Below are 26,276 nucleotides of genomic sequence, written 5' to 3'. Positions count from 1 at the left end.
CAGAGGTAGCGCCGTGCAGAACACGAAGAGGGCCGCAGTCATCGGCCTGGGGTCCATGGGTTGGGGCGCTGCCCTGTCGCTTCTGAAAGCGGGCTTTGCAGTGCGCGGTTGCGATGTTCGCAACGAGGTTCTCGCCCGTTTTGCCGAGAACGGCGGCGCGCCCTGCACGACGCCAGCGTCAGCGGCGGAAGACGCCGACACGGTCCTCGTCTATGTCGTCAACAGCAAGCAGGTCGAGGACGTGCTTTTCGGCCGGGATGGTGCGCTGGCAGCCGCTCGTCCCTCGACCACGTTCCTGCTCTGCACCACCATGGCGCCGAGCGCGACGACAGCTATTGCCGAGCGGCTTGAGGCAGCTGGCATGTTTGTTATCGACGCCCCGGTCTCCGGTGGTCACGTTCGCGCGCTTGCGGGCGAGATCACCGTCATGGCATCCGGCGCGCCCGAGGCCTTCGCTCGCGCATCCGCTGTGCTCGACGCTATCTCGGCCAAGCTGTTCCGGCTGGGTGAGCGCCCGGGCGGCGGTTCGCAGGTCAAGATGATCAACCAGTTGCTGGCGGGCGTGCACATCGCCGCGACAGCCGAAGCGATGACGCTTGCCGCCAAGGCCGGCATAGACCTGAAGACGCTCTATGAGGTGATCCGTGTTTCCGCTGGCTCGTCCTGGATGTTCGAGAACCGCGGCGAGCACATCGTTTCAGGCGATTATACGCCACGCTCGGCGGTCAACATCTTCGTCAAGGACCTCGGCATCGTTACATCGGAGGCCGGCAGAGCCGGAGCCGTCACGCCGCTCGCCGCAGCCGCGCTCGATCTCTTCATGGAAGCATCGGAAGCCGGTCTCGGCTTCGAAGACGACGCTGCCGTTGCCAAAATCCTGGCCGCCAAGAGCGGCGCCCACCTGCCGGGCATGAAGGACTAAGCCATGACGCTCCTGCTTGGCTGCATTGCGGATGACTTTACCGGGGCAACCGATCTTGCCGCGCTGCTGGCGCGCAGCGGACTGCCCGTTTCGCTGCGGATCGGCGTACCGAAGGAAAAACGCGATCGGAACGAGACGGCAGCCTTCGAGGTCATCGCCTTGAAATGCCGTACTTCGCCGGCCGACATGTCAGTAAAACAGGCCCGACTAGCGCTTGATTGGCTGAAGGAAGCAGGCGCCAGCCGGTTTTTCTGGAAATATTGCTCGACGTTCGATAGCACGGCAGAAGGCAATATCGGTCCGGTTGCTGAGATGCTGTTGGCTGAGACGGGTGCAATCCAGACGATCTATTGCCCCGCCTTTCCGGAGAACGGGCGAAGCGTCTTCATGGGTCATCTCTTCGTCGGCGAGCAGCTTCTGTCGGAAAGCCCGATGAAGGATCATCCGCTGACGCCGATGCGCGATTCAAGCCTTGTCCGGCTTTTGACACCGCAGGTGAGCGGCGCGGTCGGCCTTGCTAACCGCAATGTCGTCTCGAAAGGCGCGGCGGCGCTGAGAGCAAAGCTGGCGCAACTCGGCGGCGGCGGTATTCAACATGCGATCGTCGATGCCGTTTGCGACGACGATCTCCGCACGATCGCCGCAGCATCCTTCGACATGCCACTGCTGACGGGCGGCAGCGCGATCGCCGGCCAGCTTCCGCAACTCTACATGGAACGGGGTCTCGTCAGACTCTCCGAACATCGACAGGCATTGCCAAAAGTCGCCGGCGGTTCTATCGTCCTGTCCGGCAGTTGCTCCGCCATGACCCGGAGGCAAGTTGCCAATTATGCCGGCAACGTCGCCAGCCTGCGGCTCGATCCGATCGCGCTTGCACAGGACGGCGCCGCTGCAGCGCTGGATTGGCTCCGCCAGCAATCTCCTGATACGCCGAAACTCATTTACGCCACCGCCGAACCCGACGAGGTGCGGCAAGCTCAAGAGCGGCTGGGCCGAAACAAGGCAGGCCAGGTGGTCGAGGACGCCCTTTCCGAGATCGCCCGCGCTGCCTTCGATGGCGGCACGCGCCGCTTCGTCGTCGCCGGCGGCGAGACATCTGGAGCGATTACGCAGGCGCTCGGCGTCACCCATCTGGCGATCGGCCCGGAAATAGCGCCCGGTGTCCCCTGGACCTTCGCGACCGTCGAGGGAGAGCCGATCGCGCTCGCCCTGAAATCCGGCAATTTCGGCGGCGAAGGCTTCTTCACCGATGCTTTCGACCGGTTGGAGGCTGCATGAGCGAAGAAGCCGGACTGCGCGAACACATATGCATGATGGCCAAATCGCTTTACGATCGCGGCCTGACAGCCGGCTCCTCCGGCAATATTTCCGCGCGTCTCAGCGATGGACGTCTGCTGGTGACGCCGACGGGCAGCTCCTTCGGGCGCCTCGATCCCGCGCGGCTCTCGCTCTTCGATGCAGAGGGACGCCTGATCGGCGGGGACAAGCCGACGAAGGAAATGCCGCTGCATGCAGCCTTCTATGAGACACGGCCAAAAAAGACCGGAGCCGTCGTCCATCTCCATTCCAGCCATTCCGTTGCGCTCTCGATCTTGCCCGGCGTCGATACCGACAGCATGCTGCCACCGCTGACGGCCTATTCCATCATGAAGCTCGGCAAGGTGAAGCTGCTGCCCTATTTCATGCCCGGAGATCCGGCCATGGGCGATGCCATTCGCGGCCTTGCCGGCAAGCGCAGCGCCGTGATGCTGGCCGCGCATGGACCCGTCGTTTCAGCGAAAGATCTGGAAGCGGCTGTTTATGCGATAGAGGAACTGGAAGAGACGGCAAAGCTTGCCATACTGACGCGCGGGGCCAATCCTTCGCTGCTGACGGATGCGCAGATCGCCGACCTCGTTCGCACCTATGACGTCGAGTGGGACTGAACATGACACGCTTTTCCGCCAATCTGGGATTCCTGTGGCAGGAGCTTTCTCTCCCCGACGCGATCCGCGCCGCCAAGACCGCCGGCTTCGATGCGGTAGAATGCCATTACCCATACGACACTCCCGCTGAAGCCGTGCGTCAGGCACTGGACGAAAGCGGCCTTCCCATGCTCGGCCTCAATACCGCCCGCGGCAATATCGCGGCTGGCGATAACGGGCTTGCCGCCGTTCCAGGGCGCGAGGATGAGGCGCGTGGCGTCATCGATCAGGCGATCGATTATGCAGTGGCCATCGGCGCGCGAAACGTGCATGTGATGGCCGGCAAGGCTGCCGGCGACGCGGCGCGAACCACCTTCATCGCCAATCTCCGCTATGCCAGCGAACGCGCCGGCAAGACGGGGACGACCATCCTGATCGAACCGCTCAACCATCGCGATGCGCCGGGCTACTTCCTCCAGACTGCCGATCAGGCGCTCGACATCATAGCTGCGGTTGGAGCGGAGAACGTCAAGCTCATGTTCGACTGCTATCACATCCAGATCATGCAGGGTGACCTGACGCACAGGCTGCAAGCGCATATGGCGACAATCGGCCATATCCAGATCGCCGCCGTTCCGGACCGGCGCGAACCGGACCACGGGGAGATCGATTACCGTCACATTCTGCGGTTTCTGGAAAAGCTGGGCTATGACGAACCGATCGGCGCGGAATATCGGCCGGCGACCACGACGGACGCAGGGCTCGCCTGGCTGCAAGCATACAGATGAAAGAACGGTCGGCATCCCAGATGCTCGACGGCCTTTAAAGAAATTCACTCGGGAATGATCCCGAAGACTGATATCAGCCTATTGGGAGGAAAAGCCGATATGCATGTTTTGATCCTGGGCGCTGCGGGCATGGTCGGCCGCAAGCTTGTCAACCGCATTGCCGCCGAGCCGAACACTCTGGGGCAGACCATCGACCGCCTGACGCTGGTCGATGCCTTCCAGCCGCCTGTCCCGGAAGCGCTCGCATCCGTATCAAGGGCCCTGACAATCGACGTTGCGGCACCGGGCGTTGCGGACAGGCTCGTCGAAGATCGCCCGGATATGATCTTCCATCTCGCCGCCATCGTCTCCGGCGAAGCCGAAGCGGATTTCGACAAGGGCTATACGGTCAATCTCGATGGGACGCGGGCGCTCTTCGAAGCCATTCGCCAGCAGGGCCTGAAATCCACCTATGCCCCGCGCGTCATCTTCGCCTCCTCGATCGCCGTGTTCGGCACCCCCTTCCCCGACGTCATCGGCGACGAATTCCTGACCGCGCCGCTGACGAGCTACGGCACCCAGAAGGCGATTGCTGAACTCCTGCTCGCCGATTATTCGCGGCGCGGCATTCTCGACGGCATCGGCATCAGGCTCCCGACCATCTGCGTGCGGCCGGGCACCCCGAACAAGGCGGCGTCCGGTTTCTTCTCCAACATCCTGCGCGAACCGCTTGTCGGGAAGGAAGCCATTCTGCCCGTCAGCGATACGGTGCGGCACTGGTTTGCAAGCCCGCGCGCGGCCGTCGGCTTCTTCGCGCATGCCGCAACGCTCGATACCGCGAAGGTCGGCCCGCGGCGCAATCTCACCATGCCGGGGCTTTCAGCGCTCGTTTCCGATGAGATCGACGCCTTACGCCGCGTCGGCGGCGACAAGGCGGTGGCGCTCATCCGCCGGGAACCGGATCCGGTGATCGAACGGATCGTTTCCGGCTGGGCAACCCAATTCGACGCCAAGCGCGCGAGCGATCTCGGCTTCAAAGCCGAACAGAGTTTTGACGAGATCCTCCGGGCGCATATCGAGGACGAACTCGACGGGAGAGTTGCATGACGGAGGTGTCATCGAACACAAAGAACGCGATCGCCTTGGTGACAGGAGGCGGCACGGGCATAGGCCGCGCCATCGCCAAGGCGCTCGGCTCGGCAGGCTTCAAGGTCGTCATCTCGGGGCGCCGGGCCGACATTCTCGAAAAATCCGCCAGCGAGCTATCCGAGGAAACCGGTGCTGAGTTTCTTGCGGTTGCCGCCGATGTCAGCGACCCCACATCCGTCCGCAGCCTCTTCGATGCAATCGCCGGCCGTTATGGCCGTCTCGATCTTCTGGTCAACAATGCCGGCATGGGTCTGCCGGCGGTGCCGATGGAGGAGTTGAGCTTCGAGCAATGGAACGCCATTCTCGGCGCGAACCTGACCGGCGCGTTCCTGTGCACACAGCAGGCCTTTCGCCTGATGAAAGCCCAATTGCCGCAAGGCGGCCGCATCATCAACAATGGCTCGATCTCGGCAACGACGCCGCGGCCGCATTCCGCACCCTATACGGCCACCAAGCACGCGATCACCGGCCTGACGAAATCGACGGCACTCGATGGCCGTCCCTTCGATATTGCCTGCGGCCAGATCGATATCGGCAACGCCGCCACCGACATGACGGCGCGGATGAGCGCCGGCGTGCTGCAGGCGAATGGCGAGATCGCAGCCGAACCGACGATCTCGGCAAACCATATCGCACGCGCCGTCGTCTACATGGCCACCCTGCCGCTCGATGCCAACGTTCTCTCCATGACCGTCATGGCAACGAAAATGCCGCTCGTCGGCAGAGGGTAAGAAAGCAATCGGCAGCGTCGACGGTACGACGCTGCCGAGAATATGATCGGGTATCGGCTAGATGGCTGGGCGCGCCGAAGGCTTGACCTGCCTTCGTTCGATCAAGCCACCGACACTGAAGATCAAGACCTCGATCTCCGTGTCGATCTTGTCGCCATCCAGCAGCCTGACGACATCGTCGATGCCGGATACAGCCTGTCCATCGATGGCAAGCAGGTAGTCACCCTCCTGCAAGCCGCCCTTTTCGGCCGGACTATCCTTCTCGACGCGCCGCAGTCGTACGGCCGTCGAATGCGTGACGCCGGCTTCCAGCGCGACGCGCCGATGCAATTCGACCGTATCGGCGGCAATGCCGATGTAGGCGCGCCGGACATGGCCGAAGCGCAGGATCTCGGACACCACATGATTGGCCGTGTTGGAGGCAACCGAGAACGCAATGCTCTGGGCACCCTGGATGACGGCGGTATTGACGCCGATCACCTCGCCGGCGGACGAGACCAGCGGGCCGCCGGAATTGCCGGGGTTAAGAGCGGCATCCGTTTGGATAATGTCTTCCATCAGGCGGCCGCTCGCCGCGCGCATCGACCGGCCAAGCGCCGAGACGATGCCGGCCGTGACGGTCCATTCGAAGCCGAGGGGATTGCCGATGGCAATCGCGATGTGGCCGCGCTTCAGCGATTTGGAATCGCCGAGCCTCGCCCAATTGCCCGGCCAGTCATTGGCACGGATGAGCGCGAGGTCGGTATCCGGATCGCGCCCGAGCACCCTTCCCTCGACGGTTGCCCCTTCGGGGGTCTTGATGCGCACGGCCTTCGCATCGTCGACGACGTGGTTGTTGGTCACGACCAGGCCGTCAGGCGAGATGGCGAAGCCGGAACCATGTCCGGCGCGGCCGCCCAGCCGCTCGATCCGGCTGACGGCCGGCCCGACGAGATCGACGGCACTCGATACCGATTGAGAATAGGCATCCAGCAGCCCGGCATCGGATGACGGCTGGATGTCGCGATCAATAAAGCCCATGAAAACTCCCCCGACGCGGACGCGTCGCATAGAGGAACGGCAGCAACTGTTAGAAAGCAGGAGGCTGTCGGTTCGACAGATTGAAACAGTGGCTACTGAAATGAGGAGAGATCACGCCAAGTTCAAGAGCTGCGCATGGCCGGCGCGTTTCCGAACCGCCCTCTTATCTCATGCGCCCTGAAACGGTCTGCTGGCGATGGCCGTTGCTCGCCGTCCGCCACGTATTCCGGCCATTGGCTTTAGCCCGGTAGAGGGCGCGGTCCGCTTCCTGAATCAAGACCTCTCCGTTCTCGCCATTCTCCGGCGCCGCCGAAACACCGATACTGATGCCGATATCGACGGTGGCGCCCTCGATGCGAAACGAGGATTTGAAGGCAGCAATGCAACCCTTCGCCACATCGGCGATATCACCCACTTCCCCGGTCATCAGGATTGCAAACTCATCGCCGCCCAAGCGCGCAACCATATGGCCCCTGGCTGCGCCGCGCAGCCGCTCGGCCACCATCTTGAGAACCTCGTCGCCCGCGGCGTGCCCGAAAGTGTCATTGACAGGCTTGAACCCGTCGAGATCAAGGCAGAAAACAGCGATGCCCCTTCCATTGTTCATCTTCAAGGCTTCATCGAGGGCCTTGTAGAAGCACATGCGGTTCGGCAATCCGGTCAGCATGTCGTGCCGTGCCAGACGATTGGCTTCGGCCTCCGCGAGAATGCGATCGCTGACATCGGCAATGGTCAGCAGGAGGCGGCGTTCCAGACCCTCGTGGAGCAGCCGAACGTAAACGAGCACATGGCGTTCCGTCCCATCGGCCACCCTTTGGCGCCAGACCGTTCTCGCCTCGCAATCGTCTTCGAGTTCGAGAAGCCCATCTGCAAAGCGATCCGCCTCGCTCTCGACATGCATGTCGCACGCTCTCCACGAAAGCAGCGTCGCTTTTGCAAAGCCATAGAAGTCGATCGCCGCCCGGTTGACCTGAAGGATCTGCAGGCTGCTGCCATCGCATAGGAGCATCGGCATCGGATTGGCATCGAAAAGCTGGCGCAACCGCTCTTCGCGCTGTTTCAACTCGCTGATGTCTATCCGCATGCCGATGGCGCCGCCGTCAGGCGTGCGCCGATCATCATGCCGAAGCCATCGCCCATCCTTGAGCTGCTGCTCCTCCTGTGAAACCGGCTGGCGAAATTTTCGCATGCGCTGCTTCAGCCACATCTCCTTGTCTTCGACAACCTCGGGCATGCGGCCGCTGGCAAGGCTGATCCTCAAAATATCTTCGAAAGCGATGCCGGGTTTGAGATGATCGGCGACATCAGGATAAAGCTCCGCGTATTTCTCGTTCCATAGAACGTAACGATCACTCGCATCGAAGACGCAGACCGCTTCCGGCAGCATCTCGATTACATATCGAAGGCGTAGATTGGCTTCCCTAGCCGCCACCGCGGCATGGCGGTCTTCGCTCTCCGGTTCGATAAGGACCGCCGTCAGCTTTCCTGACGCCGAAGGCCAGGTCATGACGCTGACCCGGCAATCCCGTCGATGGCCGGCACCTGTGACGAGCAATGGCTGCGAGGCAGCGGCGGGAAGCGGCCAGTCCGGTATCAAATCCGAGATGGACAGGTCGCGAGGCGCGCTTGAAAGGACAAAGAGCTCTCGGGCTTGCGCATTGGCGAAGACGACCGTACCGACGGCGTCGAGCACAAGTGCCGCCATCGGACACGCTTCCAGGAATGCGACGATTTCCGCGTCCAGCATCTTCTCCCAGCGGGCCTTCAAATTTATCCCCGTGCCCGACTATAACGCCGGATGGTAAAGGAATGCCGTAGATCATGGCAAGATGTAGTGCGCCCCTAAAATCGGAGTGCGATCCGCCTGCGATCGAAATCAGCCCTTGTCTTCCTTCAACAGCCGAGCAAGTTGGCGCTCCTGCGTCGCGATGGCCTGCGTGATGAACCGCAGGACCACCTGCTTTTCCGCCTCGGTGCCTTTGGCCTGAATCCAAAGGAGCAAGCTCGGTCAGTACTCCTGCTGACGAAGAAGCTCACAACGTTAATCAGGCGGCGCTGTCGGAGTTGCCCGCGAAGATGCCCTGGGGTCTTTCTGCAGCTTTCGCTGGTCGGTTACAGGGCAGCCGTTCTACCCGCAGCATGGGAACTTGGAACTTGCGGCAGGAGCCACTTTCGGTGCTCTGATGGTGACTAGGCGGGAGTTCTCCGTGACGTCCACCTACTAATGCTCCCACCATCACACTATTGACACTTTCCCCGCGCTGCTATTGATACTTTCCCCCGCGATCCATTACAACTTTCCCCGCACCGCAGTTTCCTGAGAAAATGAAATAACCATCATGGACAACAGTCTCTTACCACGTCATCTGCAAGCCCTATTGAAGGCGGCTCTTGCCTCAGCGCGCGTGGTTAATATTATCGGGCCACGGCAGGTCGGGAAGACGACGCTTGTACGCGATCTATTGAGCGTCGGAAAATTCATTACATTAGATGACGATGGTGTGCTCGCAGCTCTTGAAGCTGACCCAAAAGGACAGTTGGACGCTCTGCTGGCTGAGACGAAAGTGGGTCCGCTCATTATCGACGAAGCCCAGCGTTCAACCAAATTGGCCTCGGCGTTGAAAAGAATTGTGGACGAAAACCGAGCAATGGGCCAGTTCGTCCTGACAGGTTCTTCCAACGTTTTCATTTCCGCGCACGTAGCGGACTCGTTGGCAGGCAGAGTCCATACAATGACGATGCTTCCAATGAGCGTCGCTGAGACAAAGCGCATGGGAGCTGCAAAAATTCTCGACTGGGCGTCGATGGAGGGCCGTCCCGATCCACTAGACCTGCCTAAAGCAGAAATCTTGTCCCGAGCACAATACATCGACTTAATAGTCGCAGGCGGTTTCCCCGAAATACGAACTCTGGAAGAGCGGTGGAGGCAGAATCGATATACAGACTACGTCGACAGTGTCGTGGAACGCGACGTTGCGTACATCTTAAAAATAAGAAAATCGGACGCCATGAGGCGAATGATCGATCAACTAGCTACGCGCGTCGGAAACGAGCTGAATATAGACGAACTCTGTTCGAACATCAGCTTGCAAAGGAATACCACCGATACCTACCTGGATATCCTAACCAAACTTTCTCTTTTGCATCGATTGCCTGCGTGGACATCTGGAGAGTCCGGGCGCGACATCCGCCAACCCAAAATCCATCTTGTCGATACCGGGATCGTCGCCGCCTTAAGGAGTATGAACGCGCAGAGCTTCAGTATTGGCGCCAACCCCGCAGCACTTGGCGGCCTTTTCGAAAATTTCGTTCACAATGAGCTGTGGAAATCCCTCCCCCATCAGAGGCGTCGGTGGCGGCTTTATCATTGGAGGCATCAACGAGGACGCGAGATAGACATTATTGCTGAAGCAGACAGAACGATAATAGGCTTCGAGATGAAGACATCGACTACGGTTGAAGCAAAAGACTTTCTGCATCTGCGATGGTTCCGAGACGAAGGCCCAGGTAAGAACCGTCCCTTTGTCGGCATCGTCGTCTACATGGGAGAACGCGTACTTAGTTTCGGCGAAAACATGTTCGCGCTCCCTCTGTCGATATTTTGGTCGTTCAAAGAAACCTAGTCTGAGTGGGCGCTGCAACACACGGACAATCGGTGGCGAGCTTCGCAAGCTGCTTTCGTGATATGAGGAGAAGATATTCCGTCATAAGTGTAGACCAAGATCGCCCCGCCCTCAGGAACTATTTTCGCGGCCAGGCCAGCCTGCTCCAATTCGCGATATAGAACACCACCGCGATGAACATTCCGGATCCGATCAGGTCGAGCCGGTGGTGGCCGAAGAGGAAGAGGCCGAGAAGTGCCAGTCCGAGCGAGGATGCAATGAGGAAAAGAGACGGGATCATGCTTATGATGCGCTTTCCCGCCTCGCCTTCGGCCTCAACGCCCTCGCCCGTGACGTGACCGCTTGAGCCGAGCGATCTGCTGCCGAGCCTGACGGTGACCTGCCCTCTCCTTGCGCCGATCTTGCCCTTGGTTTTCCTCCCCGAGGTCAGAAGCACGAGCACCATCGATATGACCATGCTGCCGAATGCCCAGGAAAAAACCGTGCACGCCGCCATGGCGGTCGGGTTCGCATAGGTCCGGTAGAGGTGGACTGCCAAGGCTCCCATCCCGATGGTGACGCCAAGAAACAAGGAGCCGACAATCAGAAATGTGATCCTGCCGGACAGTTGTGTTTCGCCCTCCACGTGACCTTCCATCGATATTGTGCGCTCAGACAGTCGAAACTAGAAGGATGCCTGCGATCGTCAAATGCCGGTGCGGTATTTGACGAGTTTGCCGCGAACGTCGGCAGGACCTTTACGAAGCCGCGCCGAGGCATAGTTAGCTGAAGCATCGAAAATGAAGGTATCCCATGAGGATTTCGATATCCGCCTCGGCGATGGTCATCGTCACCCTGTTTGCAGTGCCCGTCGAAGCGGCTGGCATCGATTGTGCCAAGCCTGCCTCGACAAGCGATCAGATGATTTGCCAGGACAAATCCCTCCTCACGCGGGATAAGATCGTAAGGGATCTCTATGCTGCTGCATCGAAGCAGGACGATGCGGACAAGATCCGGGAGCGGCAACGGCGCTGGATTACGACGGTACAATCCTGCGGCGATGCGGCTTGCATCCGGCAGGCCTATGACGACCAGATCGGCTCCCTCCTGGCAACCAAGGGTGGACGAAGCGCATCGACGGATTTCCAGTCGAACAACACCGACGGCAACGAAGGCCACCTTTCGATTTTCGGACCGGTCGACGGCCTTATCGCGGTTTCGCTCGCCTCGACCTTTGTCGGCCCGGGCGGCGCCGAAGCGGGCAATGTCAATGCCGATGGCATGGACGGTGTCGTTCCGCTGGCGAAGGAACACACCCAGCTTTCCAGAGACGCCTGCAAGATCGACCTCAATCGCCTCAACGCAAAGACCTGGCATGTGTCACAGACAGGTGTCTGCAACCTTGCCGGCGGCGTGACCCTGCAAGGGACCTACCGCAAACAATAAGGTAATCTGTGCCACGAGCAGGCATTGCAATCCCTGCTCGTGGTAATGTGTTGCGGCACGGCCGCCGAAGCCCGACCGCTTCGCGCGACAGGCGGCGCAGTCGCCAGGCAGAAACTCGCGACCACTTGAAGAGATAGGCAAAAGGATGGAAAATGCCCGCTGGGGCAAACACCGGCAAAAGCGGCCATTTCCCTGTCACGCCAACGGCAGCTCGTGACACGCAACAACGCCAACCGAACGCCGATACAGAAAATCCCCATCCACTCATGAAGACAATTTCAGGCACGAATCTCGAACAGGCCAAATCGCATAATCGGCGTGTCGTGATCGAGGCCATCCGCACCAATGGACCGATGTCGCGCGCGGCGGTTGCCCGCATGACGGCACTGACCACGCAGACGGTTTCAAACATCGTGGAAGAACTGGCGCGCTCGCACCTGCTGATCCCCATGGAAGCGCAAAAGATCGCCCGCGGCCAGCCGATTATTCCCTATACGATCAACCCGAACGGCGCTTACTCCATTGGCCTCGAGCTCGGCCGCCAGCGTGCCGCCGGCGTGCTGACGGATCTATCGGGTACGGTCCGCGCCCGCATAGAGCGCCACGTCGACAGGCCGGGGCCGACCGAGGCGATGCCGATCCTTGCCGGCATCGTGCAAGATCTGCAGCAGGCCTTTTCTTTCCCCCGCGACCGGCTGCTCGGCGCCGGCATCGCCCTGCCGGGACGCTATGCCGATGGCGGCGTGACATCGCTCAGTCCGCTCAACCTGCCCGGCTGGCAGGATTTTCCGGTTGCCCGCGAACTGGAACGGCTCATCGATCTGCCCGTACTCGTCGAAAACGATGCAACGGCCGCCGCGATCGGCGAGCGGCTCTACGGGGTCGCCCGCGGCCTTGGGAGTTTCGTCTATCTCTTCCTTGCGGGTGACGGCGGTATCGGCGCCGGCATGTTTTTGGACGGCCATCTCTATAAGGGCAGCCGCGCCAATGCCGGCGAAATCGGCCACATCATTGTCGAGCCGCATGGCAGGCTCTGCACCTGCGGCAAGCGCGGCTGCCTCGATCGCTATGTCTCGCCGTCCGTCGCCTACGAATGTCTCGGCATAGACGATGCGCAGGAACTTGCTCCCGATGATCTCGATGCGATGATCGCGGCTAACGGCCATGGTCTGGAGATCTGGCTGGAACAGGCGGTGCAGCCGCTTCGCCAGACGATCGATTTCCTCGAACTCGCCTTCGATCCGCAGACGATCGTGCTTGGCGGCAGCGCGCCGACATCGCTGATGACACGGCTCGCCGAGCGCGTGGAGCCGCTGCACACCCCGGTGAACCCGACGGAAAAGCGCACCATTCCCCGCCTGATGATCGGCGCGACCGGCAGGGATACAGCCATCCTCGGCGCCGCGGCCTTGCCCATCTTCTCGGAAACGAACCCGCAATTCGACGTTCTGCAGAAGCCGCTGGCGCATCACGCCGTCATAGGTTAGGCAAACGGCTCGACCTGCGTTCTGGCAGCCTTGCTCAGGCGCGACCCGCCGGGCCGCGCCTGAGGGCCATGCATCAAGCTGTCAAAATTGATGCAGGCCGTAGAGCAGCGGCATGGTGCCGGCCAGCGCCTTGAAGCGCTCCCAGGATTTGGCCGAGGGTTTCGTCCAGGCGGTTTCCGCCAATGCTGAAAGACGCGGAAAGACGAGACGATCGAAGACGGCACGATCGGTCATCGGCTCAGACCAGATGCAGGCCTGGATACCGCGAAGCTTTTCCTTCTGCGCATCCGTCCAGCCGCCGACCGGATCAAAGGTGTAGATCTTCTCCGCGTCCGAATAGCCGGCCCAGCTGCCGCCCGGCTCGTCCCAATCCGGGCGCATCGCCATGTCGAGATAATAGACCTGGCCCGGGCAGACGACGATCTCATAGCCACGTCCAGCGAGCTCGGCCGCCACCTCGACATTGCGCCAGCTGCAGAGATAGCTCTTCTCCTTGTCGATCCTGTCGCCGTGCGCCGCCTCTTCCCAGCCGCCGGTTATGCAGCCCTTCGAGGCAAGAAACGCCTGGATGCGCTCCAGGAATTCGGCCTGCAGGACCGCCGCGCCAGAACCGTGAATATCGTCGGCACCATGCGTATTGGTGATGACGTTCAAACGCTTGGCATGCGCATCCGCAATCTCGTCCCCGGCCAATTCGCGTAGACGGGCAAGCGCCTCCGGCGATCCCGACCAGGCGCCGAGCGGCACTTCATCGGCGCCGATATGGATGGTCTTGAACGGGAAGAGTTCGATCAATTCGGAGAGGATGGTCTCGACCACCTCGTAGGTCTTCTCGCGGGCCGGATTGATGCAGTTGTCCGGAAAACCCTGAACCGAATAATAGCTGCCGGCTTCGTTCGGATCGCGAAGCTCGGGGATCGCCTGCTGCATGGCATAGCAATGGCCGGGCATGTCGATCTCGGGCAGGATCTCGATGCCGAAGCCCTTGGCGTAAGCGACGATCTCGCGCACGGCCGCCTTGGTATAATAGCCGCCGGTGCGAGCCGGGCTGGAGCCCAGAAGCGGCGGCAAGGGTAGGCCGTGCCCGCGCCATGCGCCGATCTCCGTCAAGGCCGGATAGGCATCGATCTCGACGCGCCAGGATTCGTCGTCCGACAGGTGCCAATGGAAGCGATTGAGCTTGTTCCAGGCAAGAACCGCCATCAGCTTCTTGATTTCGGCCGAACCGTAGAACTGGCGGGAGACATCGAGATGCAACCCGCGCCAGCCCATGGCGGGCTCGTCGAGGATCTCGCCGCCGGCCGGAAAATGGAAGGACTGCGGATGCAGGCGCGCACCGCGCCAGATCTGGCCGAGGGTGACGAGGCCATAGACGAAGCCGGTCTGGGCGCTTGCCTCGACGGTGATCGTCTGCAGCGAGAACGTCACCTTATAGGCTTCCGGGCTAAGGCCTTCGACAGGCCGCAGCTCCACCGGCACGGCGCCTTCGGCTTCCGAACGCACGAGACCCTCGGCTGCAAAGAGATGCTCGACCAAAGCCGTGAAGCTTTCAGCCGCCGCCTGTGCCGCCGGCGTATCCGCTTTGAGCGCAAAGCCCCCTGGCAGCGGACGGCGCGACGAAACCGCAACGTGGTTCGGCCACGGGATGATCGACAGCGGCACCGGCGGATGAGCCGGCACCGGATAAATCTCGGCACCGCGCTTCAACGGCGCATTGCTCGACGAGGTGCGTGTCGGTTCAGCGGCGAGCGATGCCGCCGTCCCATCCGGCAGCGCGAGATAGGCGCTTGTGGCACCGTCGGTCCAGTGGCGAAATTGCCAGCTCAGGGCATGGACCGTGATGGTCCATGTCTCGCCACCAGCCAGCATGAAGCCTTCCGGCGGCTGGAATTCGGTGAAGTTGGAAAGCCGCTTGGTGACTGTCGCGCCTTCGACGACGCCGGCCGGGTCGACGCGACCGGGGCCGCTGACGCAGAGCGAGAAGCCCGAAAGCGGTTCCGACGACAGGTTCTTTAGCCGCAGGACATAGGAAAATTCCTTGCCCTCGGCTGGCGGATTCCAGGTGGTTTCAAGCCGCAAAGACAGGGATCGCGGTGTGGACATGAGCATTCTCTCTTCCTGAAGGGATCGTTCAAAGTTTGAGCATGCCGGCATAGATGCCGGGTGCGGAATTGGGGATCTGTATTGCGCCGACCGTCTTCTCGTAGAATTCCGATGGGCCGACATCACCGATGACGGTGTAGGCGTAGCCCATGGCCTTCTGATCGTTGAGGCAGGCAAAGAGCAGCGCGCGGCCGATGCCGAGGCCGCGAACGCTCTCATCGACGCCGGTCGGGCCGAAGAAACCTCGCGCCGTCGCCTCGTGGCAGGCAAAGCCGACAAACTCCTGATTGCGCGTGGCGATGAAGCATGTCGGCGGCTGACGCGTCATCGCCACCGTCGTCTCGCTCGCCCAGCCCTGGCTGAAATGTTCAGCCACCCAGCCGGTGATCAGCCGCAGCTCCGGCGGCAGCGCGCGCCGGATGGTGATGCCTGCCTTCGCCATACGCTCAGGCGATTGCGTGTCGGCCGGCAGGGTCGATAGATTGACCAGGTAATCCAAGGGCAAGATCCTTCTAGTTCGATGCGACGAGCGCACGCATGAAATGACTGGGACCGATCTGCTCGACCACGGTCGAGATCGGTCGGGTGAGCGCGCGGACCTTCTCCGCCTGCTCGAGGAAGCGGGCACTGCCGCCGGTCACGAATCTGCGCCCTCCATCCGGTACCGCCGAAAGCAGAAGCTGCGTATAAGGATGCTTTGGGTTGGCAAGGACGGCATTGGTCTCGCCCCACTCGACCATCTGGCCGGCAAACATCACCACGATCTCCTCCGCAACATGGGCAGCCGTTGCGATATCATGGGTGATGTAGAGCATGGCGAGATCGTTTTCCCGCTTTACCCGTGCCAGCAGGTCAAGAATATCCTTGCGGATCGATACGTCGAGCATCGAAGTCGGCTCGTCCGCCACCAGCACGCTCGGCGCGACGGCCAGTGCGCGGGCGATATTGACGCGCTGGCGCTGACCGCCGGACAGTTCGTGCGGAAACTTCTGGCGCGTTACCGCAGGATCGAGCCCGACGCTTTCAAGCAGCTTTGCTATATCTTCGGCCCACTCGGCCTTCGGCTTGTTCTCGCCATGCAGTTGCAGCGGTCTCGCGATGTGATGATTGATCGTGAAAGCCGGGTTGAGCGAGGAAAACGGATCCTGGAAGACCATCTGGACGTCCTTGCGGTACATCCGCTCTTCCTTGCCAGAACCGCGAGCGGTTCGATCCTGTCCGCGGAAGAGCAGCCTGCCGGCCGTCGGCTTGTCGAGCCGGGCGATGATGCGGGCACACGTAGTCTTGCCACAGCCGGATTCGCCGACCAACGCCAACGCCTTTCCCGCAAACAGAGAAAAGGAAACGCTTTTCAATGCGTGCACGGTGCCGAAATGGCGCTGGATATCATCGAGCCGGATGACGGGTTCTGCAGTCACAGCCTGTATCTGCGGTTTCATGCGAAAACTCCGGGAGGGTGAGCGCTGGCTGGAAGCTGCGGGATGGCATTCCAGAGCTTGCGCGTGTACTCGTGAACAGGCGACTGGCTGACCTGAGCGACGTCGCCGACCTCGACCAGCTCGCCCCTCAGCATGACGCCGATACGGTGGCAAAGCTGCGCCATCAGATGCAGATCATGGGTGATGAAAAGCACCGAGAAGCCATAGGTCTGCTGCAGATCGAGAACCTGTTCCAGGATTTCGCGCTGCACGACGACATCGAGCGCCGTCGTCGGTTCGTCCATGATGATGAGTTCGGGACGCAGCGCCAGGCAGATGGCAATGACGATGCGTTGGCGCATGCCGCCGGAAAACTGATGCGGGTAATCGCTGACGCGATGTGGCGGGATGCCGACCAGCTTGAACATCTCTTCGGCACGCGCGCGCGATTCCTGGCGCGAGCACCCGGTATGGCGATGCAGGACATCGTGGAACTGCGCCTCCACCCGCATCAGCGGATTGAGCGAATTCATGGCGCTCTGGAACACCATGCCGATGCGCCTCCAGCGGATCTTCTGAAGATCGCGCTCAGGCATCCTCAGAAGATCCTGCCCATCGAGCCGGATGCTTCCGCCACTGATCCAGGCCGGCGCTTTGGAGAGGCGCGTGATCGCATAGGCGATCGTGCTCTTGCCGCAGCCGGATTCGCCGGCAAGACCGAAGATCTCGCCGCGACCGATATCGAAGGATACGTCCTTCACGGCGCGAAAATCGCCCTTGTCGAGCAGATAATCGATATTGAGGTGTTCGATCTCAAGCAGATTGCCGCTCATTGGCCTGACCTCATCATGCGATTGCGGGCGCGCGTCAGGCGGAACCAGCGGGTCAAGGCCGGACCGGAACGCAATTGCGGATTGGCGATTTCGTCGAAAGTGAAGTTGATCAGCGCCAGGCCAAGGCCGGTCAGCGCGATGCCGATGGCCGGCATGCCGATATCCCACCAGGCGCCGACCATGATGGCCGAGGCATTCTGGGCGTTGTAGAGCATGGTGCCCCAGGTGACCTTCAGCGGATCGCCGAAGCCGAGATATTCGAGCGTCGTCTGGGCGACGATCGCATAGATGATGCTGCCGACCAGGTTGATGCCGATGAGCGGCGTCAGGTTCGGCAGGATCTCGACAAAGATGATGCGCCAGGCCGGCTCGCCGATCATCTTGGCGGCGGTGACGAAATCGCGATTGCGCAGCGCCATCGTCTGCGAACGCGTCATGCGCGCACCCCACGGCCAGGACGTCAATGCGATGATGGTCATGATCGTCATCGGCCCGACCGTGCCCGCAAAGGAGGCGAGCAGGATGAGAAGCGGCATGTTGGGTATGACCAGCACGGCGTTGGTGGCAAGATCGAGCGCCGCGTCAGTCTTGCCGCCGGCATAGCCGGCGATCAGGCCGATGGCCGTGCCGAGCACGGTAATCGCGATGCCCGTCGCGAAGCCGACGGAAAGCGAGCTTCTCGCCCCCCAGACGAACTGACGATAGACGTCGCGGCCCATCTTTGTGGTGCCGAAGACATGCTCGACGGATGGCGGCTGGTGTGACCGCCCGACGCGAGCACCAGGTTCACCCGGAGCGATAACCGGAGCGAAGATCGCCATCAGGCACAGCGCCGCAACGATGACGAAGCCGACAAGCGCCTTTTTCTGGCTGAAAATGGATCGCAGCGAGAAGCTCATCGGCCTGCCTCCCTCAATCGCGGATCGACGAGACCGTAGATGATGTCGACAAGGAAATTGGCGCCAAGGGTTGCCAGCGTCATCAGCAGCAATTGCCCTTGGATGACGGGGTAGTCGCGCGCCACGCTGGCGGTAAACAGTGTCAGACCAAGACCCGGATAGTTGAAGACGATTTCGGTGACGATCGAGCCGCCGAAGACGGCGCCGAGCATCAGCGCCAGGTTGGTGAGAACCGGCAGAAGCGCGTTGCGGGCACCATAACCGAACATGACGGCGAGGTTGCTCAGCCCCTTGGCCCGCCCCATCGTCACGTAATCCTCTCCGAGCACGACGATCATGGACGAGCGCATCGTCGTCTGGAATTCGCCGACCAGGAACGGAGACAAGGTCAGAACCGGCAGGATCGCGTGCATGAATACGCTGCCGAAGAAGGTGAAATTGAAGCCCGGATCGAGGTTGGGATCGTAGGCGTATCCTACCGGGAACCAGCGCAGCGACACGGCGAAGACGAACAGGGTGGTGAGCGCAACGATGACAGGCGGTATCGAGAACAGGATGACGGCAAAGGGCGATACGACCGTATCGAACCGCCCGCCGCGCCTCCAGGCCGCGATGGCGCCGAGCACGACGCCGACGCATAGCGAAAAGATGATCGCCGTTACCACAAGGAACAGGGTCCACAGCGTGGCCCGGCTCAGCACCTGGACCACTGTCTGCGGATAATATTTGACCGAAACGCCAAGATCGAAAGTGGCGAGCCCTTCGAGATAGTCGAGGAACTGCATCATGATCGGCTGATCGATCTCGCCGAAGCGGGCCTTGATCGCCTCCACGGCTGCGGGTGTGGCTCGCGGTCCGAGCTGAGCGACCATGGCGTCGACGGGGCTCCCCGGCATAAGCCGGGGAAGAATGAAGTTCACGACGATCGCGAAGGCCAACGCCACCGCATAGACGCCGAGGCGCCGGCTTGAAACACGCATCTCTGCTTCCTTCGCTGTGGCCTTATTGGACCGGCTTCAGACGCAGAAGATGCATGAGACGCATGCGGTTGTTATCGTGGTTTTCCGGGTTCATCACCGGATCCTTGTCCGTGACCCAACCGGTGAAACGCTTGCTCGAATACTGGTACCAGGTCGGGCCGTTGAAGACGGGAACGACCGGAAAATCATCGGCGATGACAAGCTGAATATCATTGAAGATTTTCTTGTGATCATCATCGGAAGACGACTTCAGATACTGATCGAAGAGCGCATCGAGCTTCGGGTTGGAATAACGGGCCGCAGCGACGGTGAGCTTGCCGGCATAGGCCGTCGACAGGCTTTGATAATAGCCCTGGAACGGCGTGGCACTATCGGCGCGCGAGTTCATGACGACATCGAAGCTGCCGTCGAGGAGCTGCTTGCGCCACTGCTCGTATTCGGGCGTGGCGACGGAAGCATTGATGCCCGCAGCGCGCAGCCCTTCGACGGCGATCTGCACCGCGTCGATCCAATCGGTCCAGCCGTTCGGCACGATGATCGGGAAGGTGATCGGCTTGCCGCTCGGCGTCGTGCGGAAACCATCGGCGCCCTTCTTGTAGCCGGCATCGTCGAGGATCTTGTTTGCCTTGTCGGTGTCGAAGCCCATAAAGGCGTCCTTGTCGCCTTCGGCGGCCTTATCGCGCCAGGATTCGAAACGCGGTGGCAGCCCGCTGGCATGCAGGTTGACGACCGGATAGCCGAAGCCGGCAATATCGACCATCGATTTGCGGTCCATCGCCAGACTGAACGCATGGCGGAAGTTGAGATCCTTGAATGCCTCGAAATTACCGACACTCGAAGATTTGAAGTTCATTTCGAAGGCAACGGTTTCCGCTGGCGGCTGCCAGTAACCATTGTGCTGCGGGTCGAGCGCGACGAAGGTCTTGTCGATCTGCGGCAGGAACGAGCCGATCCAATCGACGGTGCCTTCCGGCAGCAGCGCCAGCATCTGGTCGTTGCCCGAGATCTGCGGCAGGCGCAGGCAATCGACATGCAGCGACGCCGCGTCCCAGTAGTTCGGATTGCGGCACTGCTCATAGACCTGCGGCGTAAAGCGGCGAACCTCGGTCATCGGACCGGAGCCGACGGGCTTGTCGTTCTTGAAAGCGACCGGGTCGGTCACGTCCTTCCAGATATGCTCCGGTACGACGGCAAGATCAGCCAGGGATTCGGGGAACTGGGAATTTACGGCCTTGAGGTTGATCTTCACCTGCGTCGGCGAAGGCGCCTCGACGGAAGCAACCGTTTGGCCAACGCCAACCGTATCGACGGCCGGGTTCTTCAGCATCAGGTCGATCGTATATTTCACGTCGGCCGAAGTCAGCGGCTGGCCGTCCGACCACTTCACGCCGGGACGGAGATCATAGGTGATCGACAACAGATCATCCGAGAACTTGTAGCTGGTCGCCAGACGCCAGACCGGCTTGCCGCCGTCATTGGCGTTGAAGATGACCAGCGGCTCATAGATGAAATCCATCGTGCTCTGGCGGCGTCCGGCCAGATCGAACGGATTGAAGTTGCTGACCCAGCTGGTCTGTTCCTCGATATGCATCGTCAGCACGGTTTCAGCTGCCGAGGCGATGCCGGAACCGAATGCCAGCGAGGCGCCCAGTGCCGCCGCTGCCCAAGGTGTCCGGCACAAGAGATTGCGCAGTGTTCTTTTTCTCATTCCCATTTCTCGTTCCCTCTCGTTATCTTCGAGTAGTCAATCAAATTGATTTAATCTTGAGTTTTGAGACTCGTCAATCGCTGATTGGAAATCAACAGGGATGGATTGGACGCGATGGGAGATTGCCGCCGAAGGGCGGCGATCTCAAACAATGGGATTTGGGAAATCGGCGAAGCTTCGCCGCCGGCCGTCTGCAATGGATGGGCGAGGACAGGCGCTGAAGCCGTATACCGGTGATAGCGCCGCAAACGCAGCCAGCAACGGCGATGAAACCGCCACTTGTGCCGGCACATGCGGAGCCGGCAGCACGAGCGCGAAAATCAGGCGCGTTGGAAATCAGTATCAAGCGGCCCCACCGCAAGGCGGATGGAACAGCCGGATATGCCGATCGCGATGCAAGCGCAGCGCTGACCGCGATCGAAACCGTCAAGCAATTTCCGCTCAGTCGAGCGGCTTGTAAGCCACGACATCCATCTCGACCTTGACGTCGACCATCATCGGCGACTGAACGGTTGAGCGCGCTGGCGGGTGATCGATGAAATGCTTCTCGAACACCGCATTGAAGCTCGAGAAATCGCGGGCATCGTCCAGCCAGACATTGACCTTCACGACATGTTCGAGCGTGCAATCGGCAAGAGCAAGAACATCCTTGATATTGGCGATGACCTGTTCAGTCTGCGTCACGACATTGCCGACGACGATTTCACCGTTGATGGTCGGCACTTGGCCCGACACATAGACGAAATCGCCGGCGCGGACGGCCTTGGCGAAGGGGCGACGCTGGCCGCCGGCCTGATTGTCAGCAACATCGAAACGGATCAGCGTGTTCTTGCTCATGATATCTTCGGTCTCTCTTTGTTGTCGGCGCCATTGCCTCATCATCGTGAGGAGCGGCCGACTCCTTGGTGCCTTCATTATCCACCGCGGTGCTGCCACGCCAGATCGTTTCGTGTCGTTCAGTGGGTATTCCCGGTCATCCAAACCTGGTTCAACTAAAACATGAAATTCACTGGTCTCAGAAGTTTAAGTTATTTCAAAATGTTATGGCAGAAAGCTCAATGTCATCGAATCCAGGGATGAAAGCTGGCGAACCGGAAATGCGATCCAAAGAGCATATCGCGTCCTTTTGTCAGTCCCTGGCGCGATTGCCTTTCCGCCTCTGTGCCTGATAAGACAGAGCATATTTCGTCATATGATTGATTGACATTGAGCAGGAGTTGTCATGGCAGAACTCGCACAATTGCTTGCGTCTATTCGCATCCCCGATCTGGCTGGAAAACGGGTGCTGATCACCGGTGCTTCGACCGGTATCGGCGCTGCCGTCGCATTGGCCTTTGCCGCGCAGGGCATGAAGGTCGGCCTTCATTTCAATGCGAGCCGCGAACCGGCGGAAAAGCTGGCGGCCGAGATCAAGGCCAGCGGCGGCGTGGTCCATCTGATCCAGGGCGACGTCTCGCAAGATGGCGAGACCGAACGCGTCGTCAAGGAAGCGGCCGAAGCGTTGGGTGGCCTCGATGGGCTGGTCAACAATGCCGGCGGCATGCTGGGGCGGCTTCCCACCGTCGATATGACGGATGAACATTATGACCGGGTGATGAATCTCAACGCCCGCTCCGTGCTCGCGGCGACCCGCGCGGCCCACCCCTATCTCAAGCGACAGGGCGGCTTCATCATCAACACGACCTCGATCGCCGCGCGCAATGGTGGCGGCAATGGCGCGATCCTCTATGCGGCCTCAAAAGGGTTCGTCTCGACGATCACCCACGGCCACGCCAAGGAATTCGTCAACGACAAGATCCGCGTCAATGCGGTGGCACCCGGCGTGATCGCGACGCCCTTCCATGAGCGCTATACCAACGACGAGCAGATGGAAATTCAACGCAAGACGATCCCAATGGGCTTCGTCGGCACACCCGAGGATTGCGTCGGTGCCTATCTGTTCCTCGCCTCGGCAACGCTCTCTGGCTACATCACCGGCCAGGTCGTCGAGGTCAATGGCGGCCAGCTCATGCCGTGACAATGGCGGCTGGTCGACTTTACACGCCGGGCAATGCTAGGCTTGTCCGGCGCGGCGGTTTTCTCGCCGCAGAAAATGGAGCGCGTGCGAGATGGCAAAGACGCCCCTTCAAGACGACATCAAGACCTCAGTCGAACTGACGCACCCAGAGCGGGTCTATTGGCCCGATGACGGGGTCAGCAAGCAGGATCTTCTCGATTACTATGCGTTGGCCTGGCGGCGCATGGCCCCTTTCGTCGTCGATCGCCCGCTGGCGCTGCTGCGTTGTCCTGATGGTATCGACGGGCCGCGATTCTTCCAGAAACATGCCTGGAAAGGCATTAATCGGCATATCGAGGAGATTGCCGATCCTGAAGACAAGGATGCCGCAAAGCTTCTGAAGATCGAAGATTTCGATGGCCTGGCTGCTCTCGTTCAATCCGCGGCGCTGGAAATTCACCCCTGGGGCACGACCACTGATCACTGGGAAAAGCCCGACATGATCATCATGGATCTCGATCCGGGCGAAGACGTCGCCTGGGGCAAGGTCACCGCCGCGGCGAAGGAAATAAAGGAGCGCTTTTCCGCCCAGGGATTGACTTCATTCCTCAAAACCTCGGGCGGCAAGGGCCTGCATGTCGTCGCATCCCTCAAGCCGCAGGCGAACTGGCAGCAGGTCAAGGAGGCAGCCGAGACGATGGCGCATGCGATGAGCGCCGATAGCCCGGAGGCATATTTGTCGGTCGCCAGCAAGGCGAAGCGCACCGGCCATATCTTTATCGACTACCTGCGCAACGGCCGCGGCAATACCGCCGTTGCCCCCTATTCGACGCGCGCAAGAAATGGTGCCGCGGTTTCCATGCCGATCAGTTGGGAGGAATTGGACGGCAAGATCGGCCCGGCTTCCTTCACCCTCGGAAACGCAGCCTCACGTTTGAACCAATCGAGCGCCGATCCCTGGGCCGACTTTTTCGCGGCAGCATCGCCGCTCAAAGTCTGACGCTATAGAAGAAACGGGACCAGTGCCGGCGTGCTGGCCTTGTAATCGGCATAAGCCGAACCGAAAGTCTCGCTCATCCAGCTTTCCTCGATGGATACGCGACGCAACACGGCATAGAGCATCGCGACGATCGCAAGAACGGCGGCGATATCGCCACGTGCAATTGCCGTGCCGACGATGGCAAGCATTAGACCGGAATAGATCGGATGGCGGACAAGCGCATAGGGGCCGGACCGGATGAGCGCGTGATCTTCCTTGAGCGTAATGACGCCGCTCCAGTTGCGGCCGATGTGGTAACGGGCCCATACGGCGAAGAGCAGTCCGGTGACCGTCAAAACCGCACCGATCGTATAGAACGTCAGATCCCGCGGGATGAGACGAAACTGCAAAGGCCCCAGCCACGAGGGATTGGCCGCCAAAAGGAAAGCGCCGATCCAGATCGGCGCGGTATTGCCGAGCCGCGACAACGGGTCTTCCTGCCGCACGGTTTTCTTGGCGCCGAAGGATGCAAAGAGCCAGATCAGCAGCCAGATGATCCAGCATGCGGGAATGAATTGATAGAGGAGCATCGCTCACGCCATATCTTTATCCAGCTCCGGATAGTGCCGGAAAATGCCGTCCTCATTGAAGGGGATGCGGCGATCGGATTGAAGATAGCGAGCAATATTAGGCAGTTTCATGACAGCGTCATGTAGCACCATCAAACGCGGATAGCGGTGGCCGAGACGGGCGGTCGCACGTGGAAAAGCATAGCGCAATCCCTCATGGATCTGGAAGAGCGAGAGATCGACATAGGTCAGGCTCCTGCCGAAGATATGGTTCGGTCCATCCGGGTTTTGCCGCAGCACCTGCTCGAAATATCCCAGGAACTTCGGAATACGATTGTCGATGAATTCGGCGGTGCGAGCCTTGGCCTCTTTTCTCTGGTCTTCGTAATATTTCGAAACGGCGATCGGATGATGCGTATCGTGTACTTCGGCGACGAAATCGGTGATCGTCAACTGCAGGCCATTCAACACATGGCGCTGTCCTTCGTCCTTTGGCGCGAGGCCAAGTTTCGGACCGAGATACATCAGGATATTCGCCACATGCGGAATGAGGAGGTCGCCGTCCTTGAGAAACGGCGGAGCAAACGGGATGCCGGATTCCACACCATTTTCCATGATCGCCAGCATGGCCGGCATTCCCTGCCCTTCGCTGGCCTGACCACGGCAGATATCGACATAGTCGGCACCAGCCTGCTCCAGTGCCAGCCGGACGAATTCGCCACGTCCCTGGATGCCGTCCCAATAGTAGAGTTCATAAGGCATTCGGCTTTCCCTCCCGAGAATTGAAGACGGCCACCAGAGACGGCCGGCGTAAAGCACTGGCAAGCCTCGCGCAGAAATCTAGCGCCGGCCTTTCCGAACGGAAGGGGCGTTGAGATCACAACCCGATGAAATGACGTCACATCACCAGTTTAACGCGCGCCAACCACAGAGTTCAGCCCTCACACGCAGCCTATCAATGCGCTCGCTGTTCATGACGCTTCCGTGTCGCGGCCGCTTTCTTTGCGGAGGCGGAGCGCTCGGAAGCCGGCCGTTTTGCGGCGGCGCGGCCGCCGATCTTGCCGCCCTTTTCGGAAGATTCATGACTTTCCGGATGGCCGCGGCCCGAGCCGGATTTTTTGCCGCCACCGCTTTCCTTGTTCACCGTCGCCCAGGCGCGCCGTTCCGCCTCTCCGTGAGAAACGCCGCGGTCTTCATAGCCTTCCTCGATATGCTCGGCCTTGCGCTTCTGCTTGTCGCTATAGGCGGATTTGTCTCCTCGGGGCATGGTCTTTCTCCTCACTATGAAAGAAAGACCAACACGTCGTCACAGAAAAGGTTCCGATACGCGGCCGGGAGAGTTGCGATCGGCCGATAATGGCCACAAGCGTCGACCACGCTGCGGCGTCACCCGGCGCTTGGCCGACGCCGGGAAAAACATGCCGACGGAACGGTCGATGATCAGAATGAGGATCAGTGCCGCCAGAAGATAGAGCGCCGCAAGCACGAGAAGGGACGTCACTTCATCGCCTCCGCGCTGCCGACAAAACGCAAAAGACAGCATGCTGCGACGACCGTCGTAACAGTCATTTCCCGATCATCGATACGGCTGCGGCTCATGGCATGGCTCCCTTCTCGCTCAGTAGCACCGATGTGTGACAACTATTTCGCGATTGGGATCCAAATGACCGAAATTATTGCGAATATTTCGCTGCGGCAGCTCAAAAAGAGGGGCGGCTCGATGTCTCCAACGAACCGCCCGCTTCGACAATACCACTAAAACT

27 protein-coding genes are annotated in these 26,276 nt (G+C 60.5%); 11 read left to right on the top strand and 16 right to left on the bottom strand.

From position 1 onward, the window contains the following. The first annotated feature begins 13 nt into the window (after positions 1-13). The 6 genes from ltnD (at position 14) to ACPYOP_RS11745 (ending at position 5,473) form a co-directional block, all read left to right on the top strand. Positions 14-922: an L-threonate dehydrogenase gene (gene ltnD / locus ACPYOP_RS11770; protein ID WP_481410567.1), complete on the top strand. Its 909-nt coding sequence runs from the start codon at positions 14-16 to the stop codon at positions 920-922. A 3-nt stretch (positions 923-925) separates the two neighbouring features. Then, positions 926-2,200 carry a 3-oxo-tetronate kinase gene (gene otnK / locus ACPYOP_RS11765; RefSeq protein WP_481410566.1) on the top strand — a complete coding sequence of 425 codons (1,275 nt, stop codon included), beginning with the start codon at positions 926-928 and terminating at the stop codon, positions 2,198-2,200. Further along, positions 2,197-2,847, top strand: a complete 651-nt coding sequence (otnC, locus tag ACPYOP_RS11760) for a 3-oxo-tetronate 4-phosphate decarboxylase (protein WP_481410565.1) — start codon at positions 2,197-2,199, stop codon at positions 2,845-2,847. Before otnK ends, otnC begins: the two co-directional genes overlap by 4 nt. 2 nt (positions 2,848-2,849) lie before the next feature. Next, positions 2,850-3,614 (top strand): hydroxypyruvate isomerase family protein, encoded by a 765-nt coding sequence (locus ACPYOP_RS11755; protein ID WP_481410564.1) that lies wholly within the window; start codon positions 2,850-2,852, stop codon positions 3,612-3,614. Positions 3,615-3,713: 99 nt separating this feature from the next. Next, a complete protein-coding gene (gene denD, locus ACPYOP_RS11750) occupies positions 3,714-4,700 on the top strand; it encodes a D-erythronate dehydrogenase (protein WP_481410563.1) in 987 nt (328 codons plus the stop codon). After that, a complete protein-coding gene (locus ACPYOP_RS11745) occupies positions 4,697-5,473 on the top strand; it encodes an SDR family oxidoreductase (RefSeq protein WP_481410562.1) in 777 nt (258 codons plus the stop codon). Before denD ends, ACPYOP_RS11745 begins: the two co-directional genes overlap by 4 nt. A 57-nt stretch (positions 5,474-5,530) precedes the next feature. On the opposite strand, the gene ACPYOP_RS11740 is transcribed toward ACPYOP_RS11745, so the two are convergent. From ACPYOP_RS11740 to ACPYOP_RS11730, 3 genes are all read right to left on the bottom strand, one after another. Further along, positions 5,531-6,493, bottom strand: coding sequence for a S1C family serine protease (locus ACPYOP_RS11740; protein WP_481410561.1), 963 nt, complete (start codon positions 6,491-6,493; stop codon positions 5,531-5,533). Positions 6,494-6,656: 163 nt separating this feature from the next. Further along, a complete protein-coding gene (locus tag ACPYOP_RS11735; protein ID WP_481410560.1) occupies positions 6,657-8,261 on the bottom strand; it encodes a diguanylate cyclase domain-containing protein in 1,605 nt (534 codons plus the stop codon). Positions 8,262-8,369: 108 nt separating this feature from the next. Next, positions 8,370-8,495: a hypothetical protein gene (locus ACPYOP_RS11730; RefSeq protein WP_481410559.1), complete on the bottom strand. Its 126-nt coding sequence runs from the start codon at positions 8,493-8,495 to the stop codon at positions 8,370-8,372. A 337-nt stretch (positions 8,496-8,832) separates the two neighbouring features. On the opposite strand from ACPYOP_RS11730, the gene ACPYOP_RS11725 reads away from it, so the two are divergent. After that, positions 8,833-10,116 (top strand): ATP-binding protein, encoded by a 1,284-nt coding sequence (locus tag ACPYOP_RS11725; RefSeq protein ID WP_481410558.1) that lies wholly within the window; start codon positions 8,833-8,835, stop codon positions 10,114-10,116. Between the two features lie 118 nt (positions 10,117-10,234). Here the strand turns inward: ACPYOP_RS11725 and ACPYOP_RS11720 are convergent, their stop codons facing one another. After that, a complete protein-coding gene (locus ACPYOP_RS11720; RefSeq protein ID WP_481410557.1) occupies positions 10,235-10,741 on the bottom strand; it encodes a hypothetical protein in 507 nt (168 codons plus the stop codon). A 167-nt stretch (positions 10,742-10,908) separates the two neighbouring features. Here ACPYOP_RS11720 and ACPYOP_RS11715 point away from each other — a divergent pair, with 167 nt between their 5' ends. Both ACPYOP_RS11715 and ACPYOP_RS11710 read left to right on the top strand, forming a co-directional pair. Next, positions 10,909-11,541: a lysozyme inhibitor LprI family protein gene (locus tag ACPYOP_RS11715; protein WP_481410556.1), complete on the top strand. Its 633-nt coding sequence runs from the start codon at positions 10,909-10,911 to the stop codon at positions 11,539-11,541. Positions 11,542-11,807: 266 nt separating this feature from the next. Continuing rightward, positions 11,808-13,028, top strand: coding sequence for an ROK family protein (locus ACPYOP_RS11710; RefSeq protein ID WP_481410555.1), 1,221 nt, complete (start codon positions 11,808-11,810; stop codon positions 13,026-13,028). Between the two features lie 81 nt (positions 13,029-13,109). Here ACPYOP_RS11710 and ACPYOP_RS11705 read toward each other — a convergent pair whose 3' ends face one another. From ACPYOP_RS11705 to ACPYOP_RS11670, 8 genes are all read right to left on the bottom strand, one after another. Then, the gene (locus tag ACPYOP_RS11705; RefSeq protein WP_481410554.1) at positions 13,110-15,137 is read right to left on the bottom strand and encodes a beta-N-acetylhexosaminidase; all 2,028 of its coding nucleotides are present in this window, start codon (positions 15,135-15,137) and stop codon (positions 13,110-13,112) included. Positions 15,138-15,159: 22 nt separating this feature from the next. Continuing rightward, positions 15,160-15,630, bottom strand: coding sequence for a GNAT family N-acetyltransferase (locus ACPYOP_RS11700; RefSeq protein ID WP_481410553.1), 471 nt, complete (start codon positions 15,628-15,630; stop codon positions 15,160-15,162). Between the two features lie 13 nt (positions 15,631-15,643). Then, a complete protein-coding gene (locus ACPYOP_RS11695; RefSeq protein ID WP_481410552.1) occupies positions 15,644-16,570 on the bottom strand; it encodes an ABC transporter ATP-binding protein in 927 nt (308 codons plus the stop codon). Beyond that, entirely contained in the window at positions 16,567-17,382 is an 816-nt protein-coding gene (locus ACPYOP_RS11690) for an ABC transporter ATP-binding protein (protein ID WP_481410551.1), read from the bottom strand. The genes ACPYOP_RS11695 and ACPYOP_RS11690 overlap by 4 nt, the downstream gene beginning before the upstream one ends. Further along, complete coding sequence (locus ACPYOP_RS11685) at positions 17,379-18,281, bottom strand: ABC transporter permease (RefSeq protein ID WP_481410550.1); 903 nt, start codon at positions 18,279-18,281, stop codon at positions 17,379-17,381. Before ACPYOP_RS11685 ends, ACPYOP_RS11690 begins: the two co-directional genes overlap by 4 nt. Continuing rightward, positions 18,278-19,261 carry an ABC transporter permease gene (locus tag ACPYOP_RS11680; protein ID WP_481410549.1) on the bottom strand — a complete coding sequence of 328 codons (984 nt, stop codon included), beginning with the start codon at positions 19,259-19,261 and terminating at the stop codon, positions 18,278-18,280. The genes ACPYOP_RS11685 and ACPYOP_RS11680 overlap by 4 nt, the downstream gene beginning before the upstream one ends. Positions 19,262-19,283: 22 nt before the next feature. Then, positions 19,284-20,969 (bottom strand): ABC transporter substrate-binding protein, encoded by a 1,686-nt coding sequence (locus tag ACPYOP_RS11675; protein WP_481410548.1) that lies wholly within the window; start codon positions 20,967-20,969, stop codon positions 19,284-19,286. Between the two features lie 441 nt (positions 20,970-21,410). Further along, entirely contained in the window at positions 21,411-21,806 is a 396-nt protein-coding gene (locus ACPYOP_RS11670; RefSeq protein WP_168840331.1) for a RidA family protein, read from the bottom strand. Between the two features lie 385 nt (positions 21,807-22,191). On the opposite strand from ACPYOP_RS11670, the gene ACPYOP_RS11665 reads away from it, so the two are divergent. After that, positions 22,192-22,986 (top strand): SDR family NAD(P)-dependent oxidoreductase, encoded by a 795-nt coding sequence (locus ACPYOP_RS11665; RefSeq protein ID WP_481410547.1) that lies wholly within the window; start codon positions 22,192-22,194, stop codon positions 22,984-22,986. Between the two features lie 91 nt (positions 22,987-23,077). Continuing rightward, entirely contained in the window at positions 23,078-23,965 is an 888-nt protein-coding gene (gene ligD / locus ACPYOP_RS11660; RefSeq protein WP_481410546.1) for a non-homologous end-joining DNA ligase, read from the top strand. Positions 23,966-23,967: 2 nt separating this feature from the next. On the opposite strand, the gene ACPYOP_RS11655 is transcribed toward ligD, so the two are convergent. The 4 genes from ACPYOP_RS11655 to ACPYOP_RS11640 all read right to left on the bottom strand — a co-directional run bounded on the left by ACPYOP_RS11655 (position 23,968) and on the right by ACPYOP_RS11640 (position 26,014). Further along, entirely contained in the window at positions 23,968-24,534 is a 567-nt protein-coding gene (locus ACPYOP_RS11655) for a methyltransferase family protein (protein ID WP_481410545.1), read from the bottom strand. Between the two features lie 3 nt (positions 24,535-24,537). Continuing rightward, a complete protein-coding gene (locus ACPYOP_RS11650) occupies positions 24,538-25,275 on the bottom strand; it encodes a glutathione S-transferase (RefSeq protein ID WP_481410544.1) in 738 nt (245 codons plus the stop codon). A 193-nt stretch (positions 25,276-25,468) separates the two neighbouring features. Next, positions 25,469-25,780 (bottom strand): plasmid stabilization protein, encoded by a 312-nt coding sequence (locus ACPYOP_RS11645; protein ID WP_481410543.1) that lies wholly within the window; start codon positions 25,778-25,780, stop codon positions 25,469-25,471. 39 nt (positions 25,781-25,819) lie between these two features. Continuing rightward, positions 25,820-26,014 (bottom strand): hypothetical protein, encoded by a 195-nt coding sequence (locus ACPYOP_RS11640; RefSeq protein ID WP_481410542.1) that lies wholly within the window; start codon positions 26,012-26,014, stop codon positions 25,820-25,822. Positions 26,015-26,276: the final 262 nt, after the last annotated feature.

The sequence above is a fragment of the Rhizobium sp. KNZ2-6A genome (assembly GCF_056755475.1).
This window is presented reverse-complemented; position numbering and strand designations above follow the sequence as displayed.